The following is a 14,100-nucleotide window of genomic DNA, read 5'->3' as shown; positions in this document are numbered from 1 at the left end:
TCAGCTGACCCCGAGCCAGCCCTCGATCGGGTGCAGGGCGAAGAAGACCAGGAAGATCCCGGTCAGCGCCCACATGAAGGCACCGATCTCGCGGGCCTTGCCCTGCGCCACCTTGATGGCCACGTAGGCGAGGACACCGGCGGCGACACCAGCGGTGATGGAGTACGTGAACGGCATGATCACGACGGTCAGGAAGACCGGGATCGAGGTCGCGCTGTCGGCCCAGTCCACGTGGCGGGCGTTCTGCATCATCATCGCGCCGATGACGACCAGGGCCGCGGAGGCGACCTCACCCGGGACGATCTGGGTGATCGGGGTGAAGAAGAGGCAGGCGGCGAAGAACAGGCCGGTGACCACGGAGGCGAGGCCCGTGCGGGCGCCCTCGCCCACGCCGGTCGCGGACTCGACGAACACGGTCTGGCCGGAGCCGCCCGCGATACCACCGATGGCGCCACCGGCGCCGTCGATGAAGAGCGCCTTGGACAGGCCCGGCATGCGGCCCTTGTCGTCGGCGAGCTTGGCCTCGGTGCCGACGCCGATGATGGTGGCCATCGCGTCGAAGAAGCCGGCGAGCACCAGCGTGAAGACGATCATGCCGACCGTCATGTAGCCGACGTCGCCCCAGCCGCCGAACGAGACGTCGCCGAAGAGGGAGAAGTCCGGCATCGAGACCGCGGAGCCGCTGAGCTCCGGCGGGCCGCTGCGCCAGGCCTTCGGGTCGATGTCCGCCACGGCGTTGAGGATCGCGGCCAGGATGGTTCCGCCGACGATGCCGATCAGGATCGCGCCGGGAACCTTGCGTGCCTGCAGCATGAAGATGGCGAGCAGGGTCACGCAGAAGATCAGTACGGGCCAGCCGGCGAGCTCACCGACGGCGCCGAGCTGGACCGGGGGACCGAATTCGGGGCCGCGGCCCACGAAGCCGGCCTTCACCAGGCCGATGAGGGCGACGAACAGGCCGATGCCCATGGTGATGGCGTGCTTGAGCGCGAGGGGGATCGCGTTCATGATCATCTCGCGGAGGCCGGTGACGACCAGGAGACAGATCACCACACCGTAGACCACACACATGCCCATGGCCTGCGGCCAGGTCATCTGCGGAGCCACCTGTGAGGCGAGCACACCGGACACGGACAGGCCGGCGGCCAGTGCGAGGGGCACCTTGCCGACGAAGCCCATGAGGAGCGTCGTGACGGCCGCGGCGAACGCCGTGGCGGTGATGATCGCCGAAGCTTCCATCGACGTGCCGGCGACGTCCTTGCCCGAGAGGAGCAGGGGGTTGAGCAGGAGGATGTACGCCATGGCCATGAAGGTCGTGATACCGCCACGGACCTCGTTGCCGACGTTGGAGCCTCTGTGCGTTATGTGAAAGTACCGGTCGAGCCAAGAGCGCCCGGCGGGGGTGCGAGAGCCGTCGCCGGCCTCTTCCGCGGTGGTCTTGGGCTCCACAGACGATTGGGTCATGGTGCCTAACTCCCAAGGTTCAAAGGGGCACCCGCTTGGGGATTGGAGACTGCGGGATTTGGGATGGTGCGTTTGGCTGCACGACCCGGGGTGACGGCCCGAGGCGACGCGAAATGTTCACTGCGTGTACTGCGGGTAGTGCGGGGGTGACCGCTGGTACTACGTGGGGGTTCTTGCAGGGGTACTGCCAGGTGAAGGGACCGCGAGCGGTGCGGTGCTTCGTATGTACTCCGGGCGGTGGGCGGTGAAGTGTGACGTTCCCGAGCCACACCGCCCGGAGAGTCTGAGGGGGTCCGGGGGCCTCGCGGCCCCGGGACCACGCCGTCCTAGAGGGTCCCGGTAAGGGCTTCCGGACGGATCGGCGTCTTGTTGAGCTCCAGACCGGTCGCCTGCCGGATCGCCGCGAGGACGGCCGGGGTCGACGAGAGGGTCGGGGCCTCGCCCATACCGCGAAGGCCGTACGGCGCGTTCGGGTCGGCGAGCTCCAGGACGTCGACCGGGATGGTCGGGGTGTCCAGGATGGTCGGGATCAGGTAGTCCGTGAAGGAGGGGTTGCGCACCTTCGCGGTCTTCGGGTCCACGATGATCTCTTCCATGATCGCCACGCCGAGACCCTGGGTGGTACCACCCTGGATCTGGCCCACCACGGAAAGCATGTTGAGCGCCTTGCCGACGTCCTGCGCGGTCGCCAGCTCGACGACCTTGACGAGGCCGAGCTCGGTGTCCACCTCCACGACCGCGCGGTGCGCGGCGAAGGTGTACTGGACGTGGCCGTTGCCCTGGCCGGTCTTGAGGTCGAAGGGGACGGTCGGCCGGTGCCGGAACTCCAGCTCCAGGTCGATCGCGTCCTCGCCCTCCAGGATCTCGGCGATGTCCGCGAGGACCTCGCCGCCGTCGGTGACGACCTTGCCGCCTTCGAGCAGCAGCTCGGCGGTCGCCCACGCCGGGTGGTAGGAGCCGTTCTTGCGGCGCCCGATCTCCAGGACGGCCTCGCGGACGGCCTCACAGGTGTTCTTCACGGCGCCACCGGTCATGTACGTCTGCCGCGAGGCGGACGTGGAACCGGCGGAGCCGACCTGCGTGTCGGCCGGGTGGATGGTCACCTGCGTGACGCCCAGCTCCGTACGGGCGATCTGCGCGTGGACGGTGACACCGCCCTGGCCGACCTCCGCCATGGCCGTGTGGACCATCGCGACGGGCTCGCCGTTGATGACCTCCAGGCGTACGCGGGCGGTGGAGTAGTCGTCGAAGCCCTCGGAGAAGCCGACGTTCTTGATGCCGACCGCGTAGCCGACGCCGCGGACGACGCCCTCACCGTGGGTGGTGTTGGACAGACCGCCCGGCAGTGCGCGGACGTCCGCGCCCTCGCCGGCGCTCTCCCACTGGCGCTCCGGCGGCAGCGGGCGGGCCTTGACCCGGCGCAGCAGCTCGGCGACCGGGGCCGGGGAGTCCACGACCTGGCCGGTGGGCATGATCGTGCCCATCTCCATGGCGTTGAGCTGGCGGAACTCGACCGGGTCCATGCCCAGCTTCGCCGCGAGCTTGTCCATCTGGGCCTCGTAGGCGAAGCAGGCCTGGACGGCGCCGAATCCGCGCATCGCGCCGCAGGGCGGGTTGTTCGTGTAGAGCGCGATCGCCTCGATGTCCACGTCCTCCAGGACGTACGGACCGACCGAGAGGGAGGAGGCGTTGCCGACGACCGCCGGGGAGGCCGACGCGTAGGCGCCGCCGTCCAGGACGATCCTGCACTTCATGTGCGTGAGCTTGCCGTCCTTGGTGGCGCCGTGCTCGTAGTAGAGCTTCGCCGGGTGACGGTGCACGTGGCCGAAGAAGGACTCGAACCGGTTGTAGACGATCTTGACCGGCTTGTTCGTGGCCAGGGCCAGGAGGCACGCGTGGATCTGCATCGAGATGTCCTCGCGGCCGCCGAAGGCACCGCCGACGCCGGAGAGCGTCATGCGCACCTTCTCCTCGGGCAGACCGAGGACGGGGGCGATCTGCTTGAGGTCCGAGTGCAGCCACTGGGTGGCGACGTACAGGTCGACGCCGCCGTCCTCGGACGGCACGGCCAGGCCGGACTCCGGGCCGAGGAAGGCCTGGTCCTGCATGCCGAAGGTGTACTCGCCCTCGACGATGACGTCGGCGCGCTTGCGGGCCTCCTCCACGTTGCCGCGGACGATCGGCTGGCGGTGCACGATGTTCGGGTGCGGGACGTGACCGGAGTGGTGGTCGTCGCGGCCCTCGTGGATCAGCGGCGCGTCGGGGGCGAGGGCGGAGGCCTCGTCCGTGACGAGCGGCAGCTCGCGGTAGTCGATCTTGATCTTGGCGGCCGCGCGGCGGGCGGTCTCCGGGTGGTCGGCGGCCACGAGGGCGACCGGCTCGCCGTGGTGGCGTACGCGGCCGTTGGCGAGGACGGGGGTGTCCTGGATCTCCAGGCCGTAGTTCTTCATCTCGGCCGGCAGGTCGTCGTACGTCAGCACCGAGTACACGCCCGGCATGGCGAGCGCCTCGGAGATGTCGATGGAGACGATCTCGGCGTGGGCGACGGTGCTGCGCAGGGTCTGGCCCCACAGCATGTCCTCGTGCCACATGTCCGAGGAGTACGCGAACTCGCCGGTGACCTTGAGGGTGCCGTCCGGGCGGAGCGTGGACTCGCCGATGCCGCCCTTGTTGTGCTTCTGGCTGACGTTCGTCGGCGCACCGGCGGGCGCCGTTCGGGTGTTCTGGGCCATGGTCAGACCGCCTCTCCCTGACGGGCGGCCGCCAGGCGGACCGCGTCGAGGATCTTCTCGTAGCCCGTGCAGCGGCAGAGGTTGCCGGACAGGGCCTCACGGATGTCCTGGTCGGACGGGGAGGAGTTCTCCTCCAGCAGCGCGTCGGCCTGGACCAGGAGGCCCGGGGTGCAGAAACCGCACTGGACGGCGCCGGCGTCGATGAACGCCTGCTGGATGGTGGAGAGCTCCACGCCCTCACCGGTCTGGGAGTCGGCGCCCTTCGCGGACCACTGCTTGGCCGCGTCCAGGGACACGCCCTTGCCGCCGCAGCCGCCGCCGGTGCCGCAGGCACCGCCGTGGCCGTGCTCGTCACGCTGCTTGGCGTACTCCGCCAGTCCCTCGACGGTCACGACGTCGCGGCCCTCGACCTGGCCGGCGGCGACGAGACAGGAGCAGACCGGCACGCCGTCGAGACGGACGGTGCAGGAACCGCACTCACCCTGCTCGCACGCGTTCTTCGAACCGGGCAGGCCCAGGCGCTCGCGCAGGACGTACAAGAGGGACTCGCCCTCCCAGACGTCGTCCGCTTCCTGCTGACGGCCGTTGACAGTGAAATTGACGCGCATGATTACGCAGCCCCTTCAAGCGAGCGGCCGTTGCCGGTACCGCGGTACTGCTCCCAGGTCCAGACGAGCTGGCGGCGAGCCATGATGCCAACCGCGTGACGGCGGTACTTCGCCGTGCCGCGGACGTCGTCGATCGGGTTGGCCGCGCCGGAGGCGAGGTCACCGAACTGCTTGGCGATCGACGGGGTGATGACCTTGCCGGACTCCCAGAAGCCGCCCTCTTCGAGCGCGGCGTTCAGGAACTCCTCGGCGGCCTTCGCGCGGATCGGGGTCGGCGCGGCCGAACCGATGCCGGTGCGAACCGTGCGGGTCTCGGGGTGCAGGGCCAGGCCGAAGGCGCAGACGGCGATGACCATCGCGTTGCGGGAGCCGACCTTGGAGTACTGCTGGGGGCCGTCCGCCTTCTTGATGTGGACGGTCTTGATGAGCTCGTCGGCGGCGAGCGCGTTGCGCTTGACACCGGTGTAGAACTCGTCGATCGGGATCAGTCGAGAGCCGCGTACGGACTCCACCTCGACCTCGGCGCCCGCCGCGAGCAGCGCGGGGTGGGAGTCACCGGCCGGCGAGGCGCAACCGAGGTTGCCCCCGACGCCGCCGCGGTTACGGATCTGCGGGGACGCGACCGTGTGCGAGGCGAGCGCGAGACCCGGAAGCTCCGTCCGGAGGTTCTCCATGATCTGCGTGTACGGGACGGAGGCGCCCAGACGGACCACGTCCTCGCCGACCTCCCACTCCCGCAGCAGACCGATGCGGTTCAGGTCCAGAAGGTATTCCGGCCGGCGGTGGTCGAAGTTGATCTCGACCATCACGTCGGTGCCACCCGCAATCGGCACAGCTGTGGGGAACTCGGCCTTAGCGGCGAGCGCCTCCTCCCAGCTGGCGGGGCGAAGGAAGTCCATGAGCGGCTCTCTTCTTCTTCATCGTGTCGTTCACTTCAAGCCAGGCGGCCTAGGGGCCCTCGACTGGTCGTTCACGTGCTGTTAACGCGGTGCGGACTCAGTACACAAGCCGCGCGTCCCCCGGGTGCAGTCACCGAAACCATGAAGGAGTTGGCTGACGGCCTCCCTCGTCTTGTAGATTCGTATGAAAGGCAGGATGCAACGACCTGCCCGATTTCCAACGGCAACAATCGAGACAGATCGGCGGCGACATCATGCGGCTGCGCGCACTGCTGGAAACCGAGGCGCTGGGGCTGCGGCTGCTCGGCGGCGAGGACGAACTCGACCGGACGGTCCGCGGGGTCATGACCACCGACCTGCGCGATCCCAGCCGGTACCTGACCGGGGGTGAACTCGTCCTCACCGGCCTGGCATGGAGACGAAATTCAGCCGATTCCGAGCCGTTCGTACGAATCCTCGCGAGCGCCGGTGTCGCGGGCCTCGCGGCGGGCGAGGCGGAGCTGGGAGACATCCCCGACGACCTCGTCTCGGCGTGTCTGCGCAACCGCCTGCCGCTGTTCGCCGTGAACGAGAACGTTGCATTCGCCACGATCACCGAGTACGTCGTGCGACAGGTTTCGGGCGAGCGCGCCGGGGACCTCGCGGCCGTCGTGGACCGCCACCGCCGTCTGATGACCTCCGGGCCGGCCGGCGGCGGCCCCGACGTGGTGCTGGATCTGCTCACCACCGACCTCGACCTCCGGGCCTGGGTGCTGTCCCCCACCGGCCGGCAGATCGCCGGGGCGGGAGAGCCGCTGGCGCCGGGCGTGTGCGCGGCACTGGCGAGCGAGCACCTTGCGGCGGTCCGGACGGGCCGTAGGGGGCCGCACCGGATCTCCATTCAGGGTATTACCTACTCGCTCTTCCCGATCAGGGGACACGGGCGCGGCGCGGCCGGTCCGGCCGCCCGGGACGTCCGCGAGACCGTGCTGTCGGACTGGCTGCTGGCGGTCGAGGCGGACGCGGGCGACTGGCCCGCCGAGCGCCTCGACCTGCTCCAGGGCGTCACCCAGCTGATCGCCGTGGAACGCGACCGGCGCGACGCCGCGCGTACCGTGCGCCGCCGCCTGGCACAGGAAGTCCTGGAACTGGTCCAGACGGGTGCACCGCCCGCCGAGATCGCCGCCCGCCTGCGCGTCGCGGCCCCGGTCCTGCTGCCCGGGCTGGGGGCCGCCCCGCACTGGCAGGTCGTCGTGGCCCGGGTCGACTGGGACAACGGGGACATCCCCGGCGGCCCGGTGGCCCAGTCGCTGCTGGAGGAGATCCTCGTCGACCCATCGGTCTCGGGGCCGGAGCCCTCGGACCGGATCGCGGTGGCCCATGCGGGTGACGAGGCCATCGCCCTCGTACCGCTGCCCTCGCTCGCCGGGGACGCCGGGGAGGACAAGGGCCCCGACTCGGCCCTGCACGCCGACGAGCTGCTCGCGGCCGTACGGGACCCCCTGGCGGCCGGTCTGGCCGACGACGGCCGGCTCACGCTGGGCGTCAGCGCGGCCGTGCACTCCGCCGAGGGGCTGCGCGGGGCGCTGGAGGAGGCCCGGCACGCCCGCCGGGTCGCCGCGGCCCGCCCGGGCCGGGTCTGCGCGGCGGGCCACCACGAGCTCGCCTCGCACGTGCTGCTGCTGCCGTTCGTCCCGGACGACGTCCGCCGCGCCTTCACGGCCCGCCTGCTCGACCCCCTTCGGGACTACGACCGGCGCCACCGCGCGGAGCTCATCCCGACGCTGGAGGCCTTCCTGGACTGCGACGGTTCGTGGACCCGCTGCGCGACCCGGCTGCACCTGCACGTCAACACGCTGCGCTACCGGGTCGGGCGCATCGAGCAGTTGACGGGGCGGGACCTGTCGCGCCTGGAGGACAAGCTCGACTTCTTCCTCGCACTGCGGATGAGCTGAGGAGATCCGCCCAGCGGCCGGACGCAGCCGCCCACGGGGCGGCTGATGATCCGTCCGGACTTTGTGAAAGAGTTCACCCGACCCCTTGGCCGATGCCGTCGATCCGTGCTCTCATTTCGCCCCAGGGCTCAACGATGTGCTGCTTGGTTGCTTTGGGGAGGGCAATGTGGCGGATACCGCCATGTCGGGTGCCGGTGCGACCGGAGGGGACGACCCCCTCCAGCGGGCGATATGGCGACTGCGCTCGCGCGGCTGCTGGACCGACGCGGCGGCCCTGCTGACGCCGCACCTGGACCATGCGGGGGCGGCCGTCCAGCGGACCGCGCTGTTGGTGGAGCGGTGCCTGTTCACGGGCCAGGGCTGGGCCGAGGCCGAGGACGCGCTGCGGACCGCCGAGGCGGTGGCTCAGGACGACGACGACCGGGGCGCGGCCGCCTGCGAGCGGGGCCATCTGGCGTACGCCGCCACCGTACTGGGCGTACGCGACCGGGCCGACGAGGCCCGCTCCGCGCTGGGCCGGGCGGCGGCCCTGCTGTCGCCGGGCTCCCGGACCCGCCCGCTGCTCGACTTCCGCCGGGGTCTGGTCGCCGAGCACCTGGCGGACGCCCCGCAGTCGGCCCGTCCGGCGTACCACCGGGCCCACGCGGGCGCGGAGGCCCACGGGGACACCCTGCTGCTGTCCTTCACCTGGCGGCACCTGGCGGCGCTGGCCCTGCGGGACGGCGAGGTGGCCGAGGCACGCAAGGGCTTCATGGAGTCGCTGCGCATCCGGGAGGACCTGGGCTTCCTGATCGGCACGGCCCCGGCCCTGGCCGCCCTGGCGGAGGCCGAACCGGAACCGGAAGCCGCCCGCCTCCGCGCGGAGGCCCGCCGCCTCTTCCACCTCCTGGGCGGCATCCCCACCTGGCTGGCGGACCAACTCCACCCCACCCCGTCATCCCCGGCGGCCTAGGCCCCGCTCTTCCAGCCCCGCCGCACATTCCAGCCCCGCCGGCGTTTGAGGCGCGGGGCGGGGGGGCGGAGCCCCGCTCTTTCAGCCCCGCCGGCGCTTGAGGCGCGGGGTCCGGGGCGGAGCCCCGGGGCCGCGCCACGGCGGGGCTCAGGCCGCCGATCCGGCGAAGTGCTCCCGCACGAGGGTCTCCACCGCCGACAGATCGCCGGCGATCAACGCCTCCAGCAGCGCCGAATGCTCGGCCGCATCCGCGACGAGATCAGCCCGCCGAACCCGCGGAGCACCCGGCAGGGGCCACTGCGCCCGCCGGTGCAGCTCCCCGGCCACCCGCACCAGCTGCGCGTTGCCCGCCAGCGCCAGCACCTCGCCGTGGAAGGCCCGGTCCGCCTCCGCGTAACCCGGCAGGTCACCGGCCGCCGCGGCCGCCGCGGTGGCGGCCGCGGCCGGGCGCAGGGCCTCCCACGTGTCCGTCGGCACCGCCCGCGCGAGCCGCAGCATCACCGGCACCTCCAGCAGCGCCCGCACCTCCGCCAGCTCGGCCAGCTCGCCCGGGGTCCGCGACAGGACCCGGAAGCCGCGGTTCGGCATGCATTCCACGGCCCCCTCAAGGGCCAGCTGCTGCATCGCCTCGCGCACGGGCGTCGCCGAGACGCCGAAGCGCTCGCCCAGGGCCGGGCCCGAGTAGATCTCGCCGGGCGCCAGCTCACCGTCGACCAGCGCCGCGCGCAGGGCGTCGAGGATCTGCCCGCGCACCGAATGGCGCAACACCTTGCCCGTGGCTTTCTGCTCCGGAATCAACGGCACCGGTCCTCCTCCCAGGTCTCGACCGGTCCCGAGAATATGCGACCCGCCACCGAGCGATACGTTCCGGCCACACCGGGTAAGGTAAGGCTTACCTGCTAACGATCGTGTGATTCGGTGGTCCCCCCATGACCGTCATGGCCGTCAACGCCTCCCAGCCCACCCCGGCCCCACCGGCCACCCCGGCCGCACCGCCCGCCCCGGCCACGCCACCCGCCCCGCCCGGCTCCCCCGTCGCGGACGCGTACGCGCGCCTCGCCGAGGTCTACAGCGGCCTGCGCGTCATCGAGCGCACCGCGCACGAGCCCGCCCCCCGCGGTGCGGGCTGGGTCGGCGCGGACGAGCTCGCGGCGGGCGGTCCGGCCCTCGACGCCTTCCTCGCCTGGGACGAGGCCCAGGTCCTCAAGGACTACGGCCACCGGGCCCGCCCCGATGTGATCGCGAGCTTCGGGCTGCACCGGTACGCGTGGCCCGCCTGCCTGCTGATCACCCTCCCCTGGTTCCTGCACCGGCGCGTCCCCCGCCTCCCCGTCGCCGACGTGGCCTTCCACCGCACCCTCGGCAGGATGGCCGTACGCGTCAGCTCCTTCGCCTGCCTGCCGGACGACCCCGCGGCCGCCCTGCCCGGCGCCCGGGTCCTGCCCGACGAGGAGGCGCTGCGCGGCGAGGTCCGGGCGGCGGTGGCCGAGCACCTGACGCCCGTGCTGGAAGGTTTCGCCCCGCGCATGCGGCGCGGCCGCCGCGCCCTGTGGGGCACGGCCACCGACGAGGTCGTCGAGAGCCTCTGGTACCTCGGCAACCTGCTCGGCGAGGAGCAGCGGGCCACGGCCGAACTGGAGGCGCTGCTGCCCGGCTCGACCGCCCCGTACACCGGGGCCGCGGGATTCCGTACGCTCACCGGCCCCGACGGCCGCGAGCTGCCCACCCGGGACCGCGCCAGCTGCTGCCTCTTCTGCACGGTCCGGCCGCAGGACACCTGCGTCACCTGCCCCCGGACCTGCGACGCGGACCGCATCGCCCGGCTCGCGGCGGCCCCCGCCGCCTGAAGCCACCCGCAGGGGTGATCGAATTCGAACGCAACTCGGCGCGTACGGGCGCCAGTTCGAGCTACAACACCCTATCCGGCGGGCCACGCCCCCCGATGGCGTCCACTTGCCCCGAAACCCGCGTGCACGACGCACCGGCTGCGCCACTATGGCGCCCGGAAAGCCGCACGGCCGCAGACGCGAGGCAAGGACATCCGCATGAGACTGACCGACATATCGCTGGACTGGCTGCTGCCCGGCAGCCTGCTGATCCTGGGCGTACTTGCGGCAGTTGCGGTATTGGCCCGGGGCAAGCGCGAGAGCGAGAAGGCCGCGGCCGACGACAGCTGGGAGCGCAGCGAGGAGCGGCGGCGGCGCAAGGAAGCCGTCTACGGGACCGCCTCGTACGTCCTGCTCTTCTGCTGCGCGGCGGTCGCCGCCGCGCTCTCCTTCCACGGGCTGGTCGGCTTCGGCCGCCAGAACCTCAACCTGACCGGCGGCTGGGAGTACCTGGTCCCCTTCGGCCTCGACGGCGCCGCCATGTTCTGCTCGGTGCTCGCCGTGCGCGAGGCCAGCCACGGCGACGCGGCCCTCGGCTCGCGCATGCTGGTCTGGCTGTTCGCGGGCGCGGCCGCCTGGTTCAACTGGGTGCACGCCCCGCGCGGGATGGGCCACGACGGGGCCCCGCAGTTCTTCGCGGGGATGTCGCTCTCGGCGGCCGTCCTCTTCGACCGCGCCCTCAAGCAGACCCGCCGGGCCGCACTGCGCGAACAGGGCCTGATCCCGCGCCCGTTGCCGCAGATCCGGATGGTCCGCTGGCTGCGGGCCCCCCGGGAGACCTTCGGCGCATGGTCGCTCATGCTGCTGGAGGGGGTGCGCACCCTCGACGAGGCCGTCGACGAGGTGCGCGAGGACAAGAAGGAGCGGGAGCAGGACCGGCACCGCAGGCGGGATCAGAACCGGCTGGACCGGGCCCGCATCAAGGCGCTGGGCCGGCAGAACCGGTCGTTCGGCCGATCGCGCGGCCGTCAGGTCGAGCTGCCGGAACTGACGCAGGGAGCGGGCTCCGCGCCGGTCGGCGCGGAGCCGGCCATACCGGAACCGGAGCAACTGCCCTGGCGCCGCCGGCCCTCCCTGCAGGCCGTGAACCGTACCGAATCCACTGACGCCCCCGGCACCCGGACGGTGGACCTCACCGCCGAGGACGACACCCAGACCATCCCCCGGCTGGACTCGCTGGAGCGCAAACTGAAGGAGATGGAGCAGCAGTTCGGCTGATCCCCGACGCGCCGGAACGACCCCGTGGGGCCCGCCCGTTCAGGCGGGCCCTCCGTCGTACCCCGCGTCGTACGGCGACGCGTCGTACCCCGCGTCGCCGTACCCGTCGAGCTCGAACCACACCACCTTGCCGCTGCCCAGGGCGAGCGCGTCCACGCCCCAGTCGTCGGCGAGCGCCTGCACCAGGACCAGTCCCCGGCCGTGCGTACCGTCGTCGGCGGTCGGTACGTACGGCCGGGGCCGGCGTGCGGCGTAGTCCCGGACCTCCACCCGTAAGCGGGTGGCGGCGAGGCTCGCGCTGACCTCCGCGCCCCGGTCGGTGTGGACGAGGGCGTTGGTGACGAGCTCGGTGACCAGCAGCTCGGCCACCTCGGTCGCCTCGGCCCGGCAGCGGTGGCGCATCAGTTCCCGTAACGCCCGGCGCACTTCGCCCACGGCCTTCAGGTCCGCGCGGCGCACGCTCCGCGTGATCCGCAGCGTGTCCACCGCTTCCCCGTCCTCGCGCGCGGACGGCTCGCGCGGCACCGGCCGCCCCCTCCTCCACGGCTTTCCGTTCTTCGCCCCCACCCGCACGGCGATGCCCTCCCCCGTAACCCTGACGATCGAACTGGTCTACGGGATGCATGCCCCCCGAGCCGGTCCGCACTCCTGCGGGCTCAGGGGCGGGGCACGTTGCGGAGGTTGGATCGAGCCATCTGGATCATCCGGCCCACTCCGCCGTCGAGCACGATCTTGCTCGCGGACAGTGCGAATCCGGTCACCATCTCGGCCTTGATCTTCGGTGGGATCGACAGGGCGTTGGGGTCCGTCACCACGTCCACCAGGGCCGGTCCCGGGTGCCGGAAAGCGTCCTTCAAAGCGCCCGTGAGCTGCTTGGGCTTCTCCACGCGCACCCCGTACGCGCCCGCCGCGCGGGCGATCGCGGCGAAGTCGGGGTTCTTGTTCGTGGTGCCGTAGGAGGGCAGGCCGGAAACCATCATCTCCAACTCGACCATTCCGAGCGATGAGTTGTTGAAGAGGACCACTTTGACGGGCAGGTCGTACTGCACCAGGGTGAGGAAATCTCCCATCAGCATCGAGAAACCGCCGTCGCCCGACATGGACACCACTTGACGGTTCCGGTCGGTGAACTGTGCCCCGATGGCCTGCGGGAGGGCGTTGGCCATGGAGCCGTGGCTGAAGGAGCCGATGATGCGCCGTTTGCCGTTCGGGGAAAGATAGCGCGCCGCCCACACGTTGCACATGCCCGTGTCGACGGTGAACACGGCGTCCTCGTCGGCCAGTTCGTCGAGGACGGCGGCCACGTACTCGGGGTGGATCGGGGTGTGCTTCTCGACCTTGCGCGTGTAGGCCTTGACGACGCCTTCCAGCGCGTCCGAGTGCTTCTTCAGCATCCGGTCCAGGAAGCGCCGGTCCGTCTTGGGCCGCACCCGCGTGTTCAGGACGCGCAGGGTCTCCCGTACGTCCCCCCACACCGCGAGGTCCAGTTGGGAGCGCCGGCCGAGGTGTTCGGGGCGGATGTCCACCTGCACGATCTTCACGTCGTCGGGGAGGAAGGCGTTGTACGGGAAGTCCGTGCCGAGCAGGATCAGCAGGTCGCACTCGTGGGTGGCCTCGTAGGCCGCCCCGTAGCCGAGCAGCCCGCTCATGCCGACGTCGTACGGATTGTCGTACTGGATCCACTCCTTGCCGCGCAGGGCGTGCCCGACGGGCGCCTTGACCCGGCCGGCGAACTCCATGACCTCGGCGTGCGCCCCTGCCGTGCCGCTGCCGCAGAAGAGGGTGACCTTGTCCGCCTCGTCGACGAGGCGGACCAGCTTCTCGATCTCGCCTTCGCCGGGCCGCACGGTGGGGCGGGCGGTGACGAGCGCGTGCTCCACCGCCTTCTCCGGCGCGGGCAGGTCGGCGACGTCCCCGGGCAGCGCGACGACGCTCACCCCGCCCCGGCCGACGGCGTGCTGGACGGCGGTCTGCAGCAGCCGGGGCATCTGCCGGGGATTGGAGATCATTTCGCTGTAGTGGCTGCACTCGCGGAAGAGCTGATCGGGGTGGGTCTCCTGGAAGAAGCCGAGGCCGATCTCGCTGGAGGGGATGTGCGAGGCGAGCGCGAGGACCGGCGCCATCGAGCGGTGGGCGTCGTACAGGCCGTTGATGAGGTGCAGGTTCCCCGGACCGCAGGAGCCCGCGCAGGCGGCGAGGCGGCCGGTGATCTGGGCCTCCGCGCCGGCCGCGAAGGCGGCCGTCTCCTCGTGCCGGACCTGGATCCAGTCGATGCCGTCCGTGCGGCGGATCGCGTCCACCACCGGATTGAGGCTGTCCCCCACGACTCCGTACATCCGCCGCACGCCCGCGCGCACGAGGATGTCGACGAACTGCTCCGCGATGTTCTGCTTGGCCATGTCTCCCA

11 protein-coding genes are annotated in these 14,100 nt (G+C 71.5%); 4 read left to right on the top strand and 7 right to left on the bottom strand.

The window, feature by feature from the left end:
- From ACF059_RS10030 to ACF059_RS10015, 4 genes are all read right to left on the bottom strand, one after another.
- A complete protein-coding gene (locus ACF059_RS10030) occupies window positions 1–1,464 on the bottom strand; it encodes an NCS2 family permease (RefSeq protein ID WP_392054009.1) in 1,464 nt (487 codons plus the stop codon).
- A 326-nt stretch (window positions 1,465–1,790) separates the two neighbouring features.
- A complete protein-coding gene (gene pucD, locus ACF059_RS10025) occupies window positions 1,791–4,196 on the bottom strand; it encodes a xanthine dehydrogenase subunit D (protein WP_392054006.1) in 2,406 nt (801 codons plus the stop codon).
- A gap of 2 nt (window positions 4,197–4,198) precedes the next feature.
- Window positions 4,199–4,804 (bottom strand): (2Fe-2S)-binding protein, encoded by a 606-nt coding sequence (locus ACF059_RS10020; protein WP_361950395.1) that lies wholly within the window; start codon window positions 4,802–4,804, stop codon window positions 4,199–4,201.
- A 2-nt stretch (window positions 4,805–4,806) separates the two neighbouring features.
- Window positions 4,807–5,703, bottom strand: a complete 897-nt coding sequence (locus ACF059_RS10015) for a xanthine dehydrogenase family protein subunit M (RefSeq protein WP_031151493.1) — start codon at window positions 5,701–5,703, stop codon at window positions 4,807–4,809.
- A 254-nt stretch (window positions 5,704–5,957) separates the two neighbouring features.
- Between ACF059_RS10015 and ACF059_RS10010 the strand changes: the two genes are divergently transcribed.
- Complete coding sequence (locus tag ACF059_RS10010; protein WP_361950391.1) at window positions 5,958–7,637, top strand: PucR family transcriptional regulator ligand-binding domain-containing protein; 1,680 nt, start codon at window positions 5,958–5,960, stop codon at window positions 7,635–7,637.
- A gap of 166 nt (window positions 7,638–7,803) precedes the next feature.
- The gene (locus ACF059_RS10005; protein ID WP_360896049.1) at window positions 7,804–8,589 is read left to right on the top strand and encodes a hypothetical protein; all 786 of its coding nucleotides are present in this window, start codon (window positions 7,804–7,806) and stop codon (window positions 8,587–8,589) included.
- A gap of 147 nt (window positions 8,590–8,736) precedes the next feature.
- Here ACF059_RS10005 and ACF059_RS10000 read toward each other — a convergent pair whose 3' ends face one another.
- A complete protein-coding gene (locus tag ACF059_RS10000) occupies window positions 8,737–9,408 on the bottom strand; it encodes a GntR family transcriptional regulator (protein ID WP_392056573.1) in 672 nt (223 codons plus the stop codon).
- Window positions 9,409–9,527: 119 nt separating this feature from the next.
- Between ACF059_RS10000 and ACF059_RS09995 the strand changes: the two genes are divergently transcribed.
- Together ACF059_RS09995 and ACF059_RS09990 are read left to right on the top strand one after the other, a co-directional pair.
- On the top strand, window positions 9,528–10,436 hold the full coding sequence (locus ACF059_RS09995) for an iron-sulfur protein (protein ID WP_392056570.1): 909 nt from the start codon (window positions 9,528–9,530) through the stop codon (window positions 10,434–10,436).
- 198 nt (window positions 10,437–10,634) lie between these two features.
- Entirely contained in the window at window positions 10,635–11,693 is a 1,059-nt protein-coding gene (locus ACF059_RS09990; RefSeq protein WP_392054001.1) for a DUF2637 domain-containing protein, read from the top strand.
- Window positions 11,694–11,732: 39 nt separating this feature from the next.
- Here the strand turns inward: ACF059_RS09990 and ACF059_RS09985 are convergent, their stop codons facing one another.
- Both ACF059_RS09985 and ACF059_RS09980 read right to left on the bottom strand, forming a co-directional pair.
- Window positions 11,733–12,218 (bottom strand): ATP-binding protein, encoded by a 486-nt coding sequence (locus ACF059_RS09985; protein WP_392053998.1) that lies wholly within the window; start codon window positions 12,216–12,218, stop codon window positions 11,733–11,735.
- 131 nt (window positions 12,219–12,349) lie between these two features.
- On the bottom strand, window positions 12,350–14,092 hold the full coding sequence (locus tag ACF059_RS09980; RefSeq protein WP_392053995.1) for a pyruvate dehydrogenase: 1,743 nt from the start codon (window positions 14,090–14,092) through the stop codon (window positions 12,350–12,352).
- Window positions 14,093–14,100: the final 8 nt, after the last annotated feature.

This window comes from Streptomyces sp. NPDC016562, from assembly GCF_043076955.1.
Taxonomy (GTDB): Bacteria; Actinomycetota; Actinomycetes; order Streptomycetales; family Streptomycetaceae; genus Streptomyces.
The sequence above is the reverse complement of the archived record's forward strand: the minus strand, read 5'-3'. Positions and strand labels throughout refer to the sequence as shown.

Excerpts from the sequence above, each read along its gene's own strand:
- ACF059_RS10030 (WP_392054009.1), bottom strand. The coding sequence starts at position 1,464 with ATGACCCAATCGTCTGTGGAGCCCAAGACCACCGCGGAAGAGGCCGGC.
- pucD (WP_392054006.1), bottom strand. The coding sequence starts at position 4,196 with ATGGCCCAGAACACCCGAACGGCGCCCGCCGGTGCGCCGACGAACGTC.
- ACF059_RS10020 (WP_361950395.1), bottom strand. The coding sequence starts at position 4,804 with ATGCGCGTCAATTTCACTGTCAACGGCCGTCAGCAGGAAGCGGACGAC.
- ACF059_RS10015 (WP_031151493.1), bottom strand. The coding sequence starts at position 5,703 with ATGGACTTCCTTCGCCCCGCCAGCTGGGAGGAGGCGCTCGCCGCTAAG.
- ACF059_RS10010 (WP_361950391.1), top strand. The coding sequence starts at position 5,958 with ATGCGGCTGCGCGCACTGCTGGAAACCGAGGCGCTGGGGCTGCGGCTG.
- ACF059_RS09995 (WP_392056570.1), top strand. The coding sequence starts at position 9,528 with ATGGCCGTCAACGCCTCCCAGCCCACCCCGGCCCCACCGGCCACCCCG.
- ACF059_RS09990 (WP_392054001.1), top strand. The coding sequence starts at position 10,635 with ATGAGACTGACCGACATATCGCTGGACTGGCTGCTGCCCGGCAGCCTG.
- ACF059_RS09980 (WP_392053995.1), bottom strand. The coding sequence starts at position 14,092 with ATGGCCAAGCAGAACATCGCGGAGCAGTTCGTCGACATCCTCGTGCGC.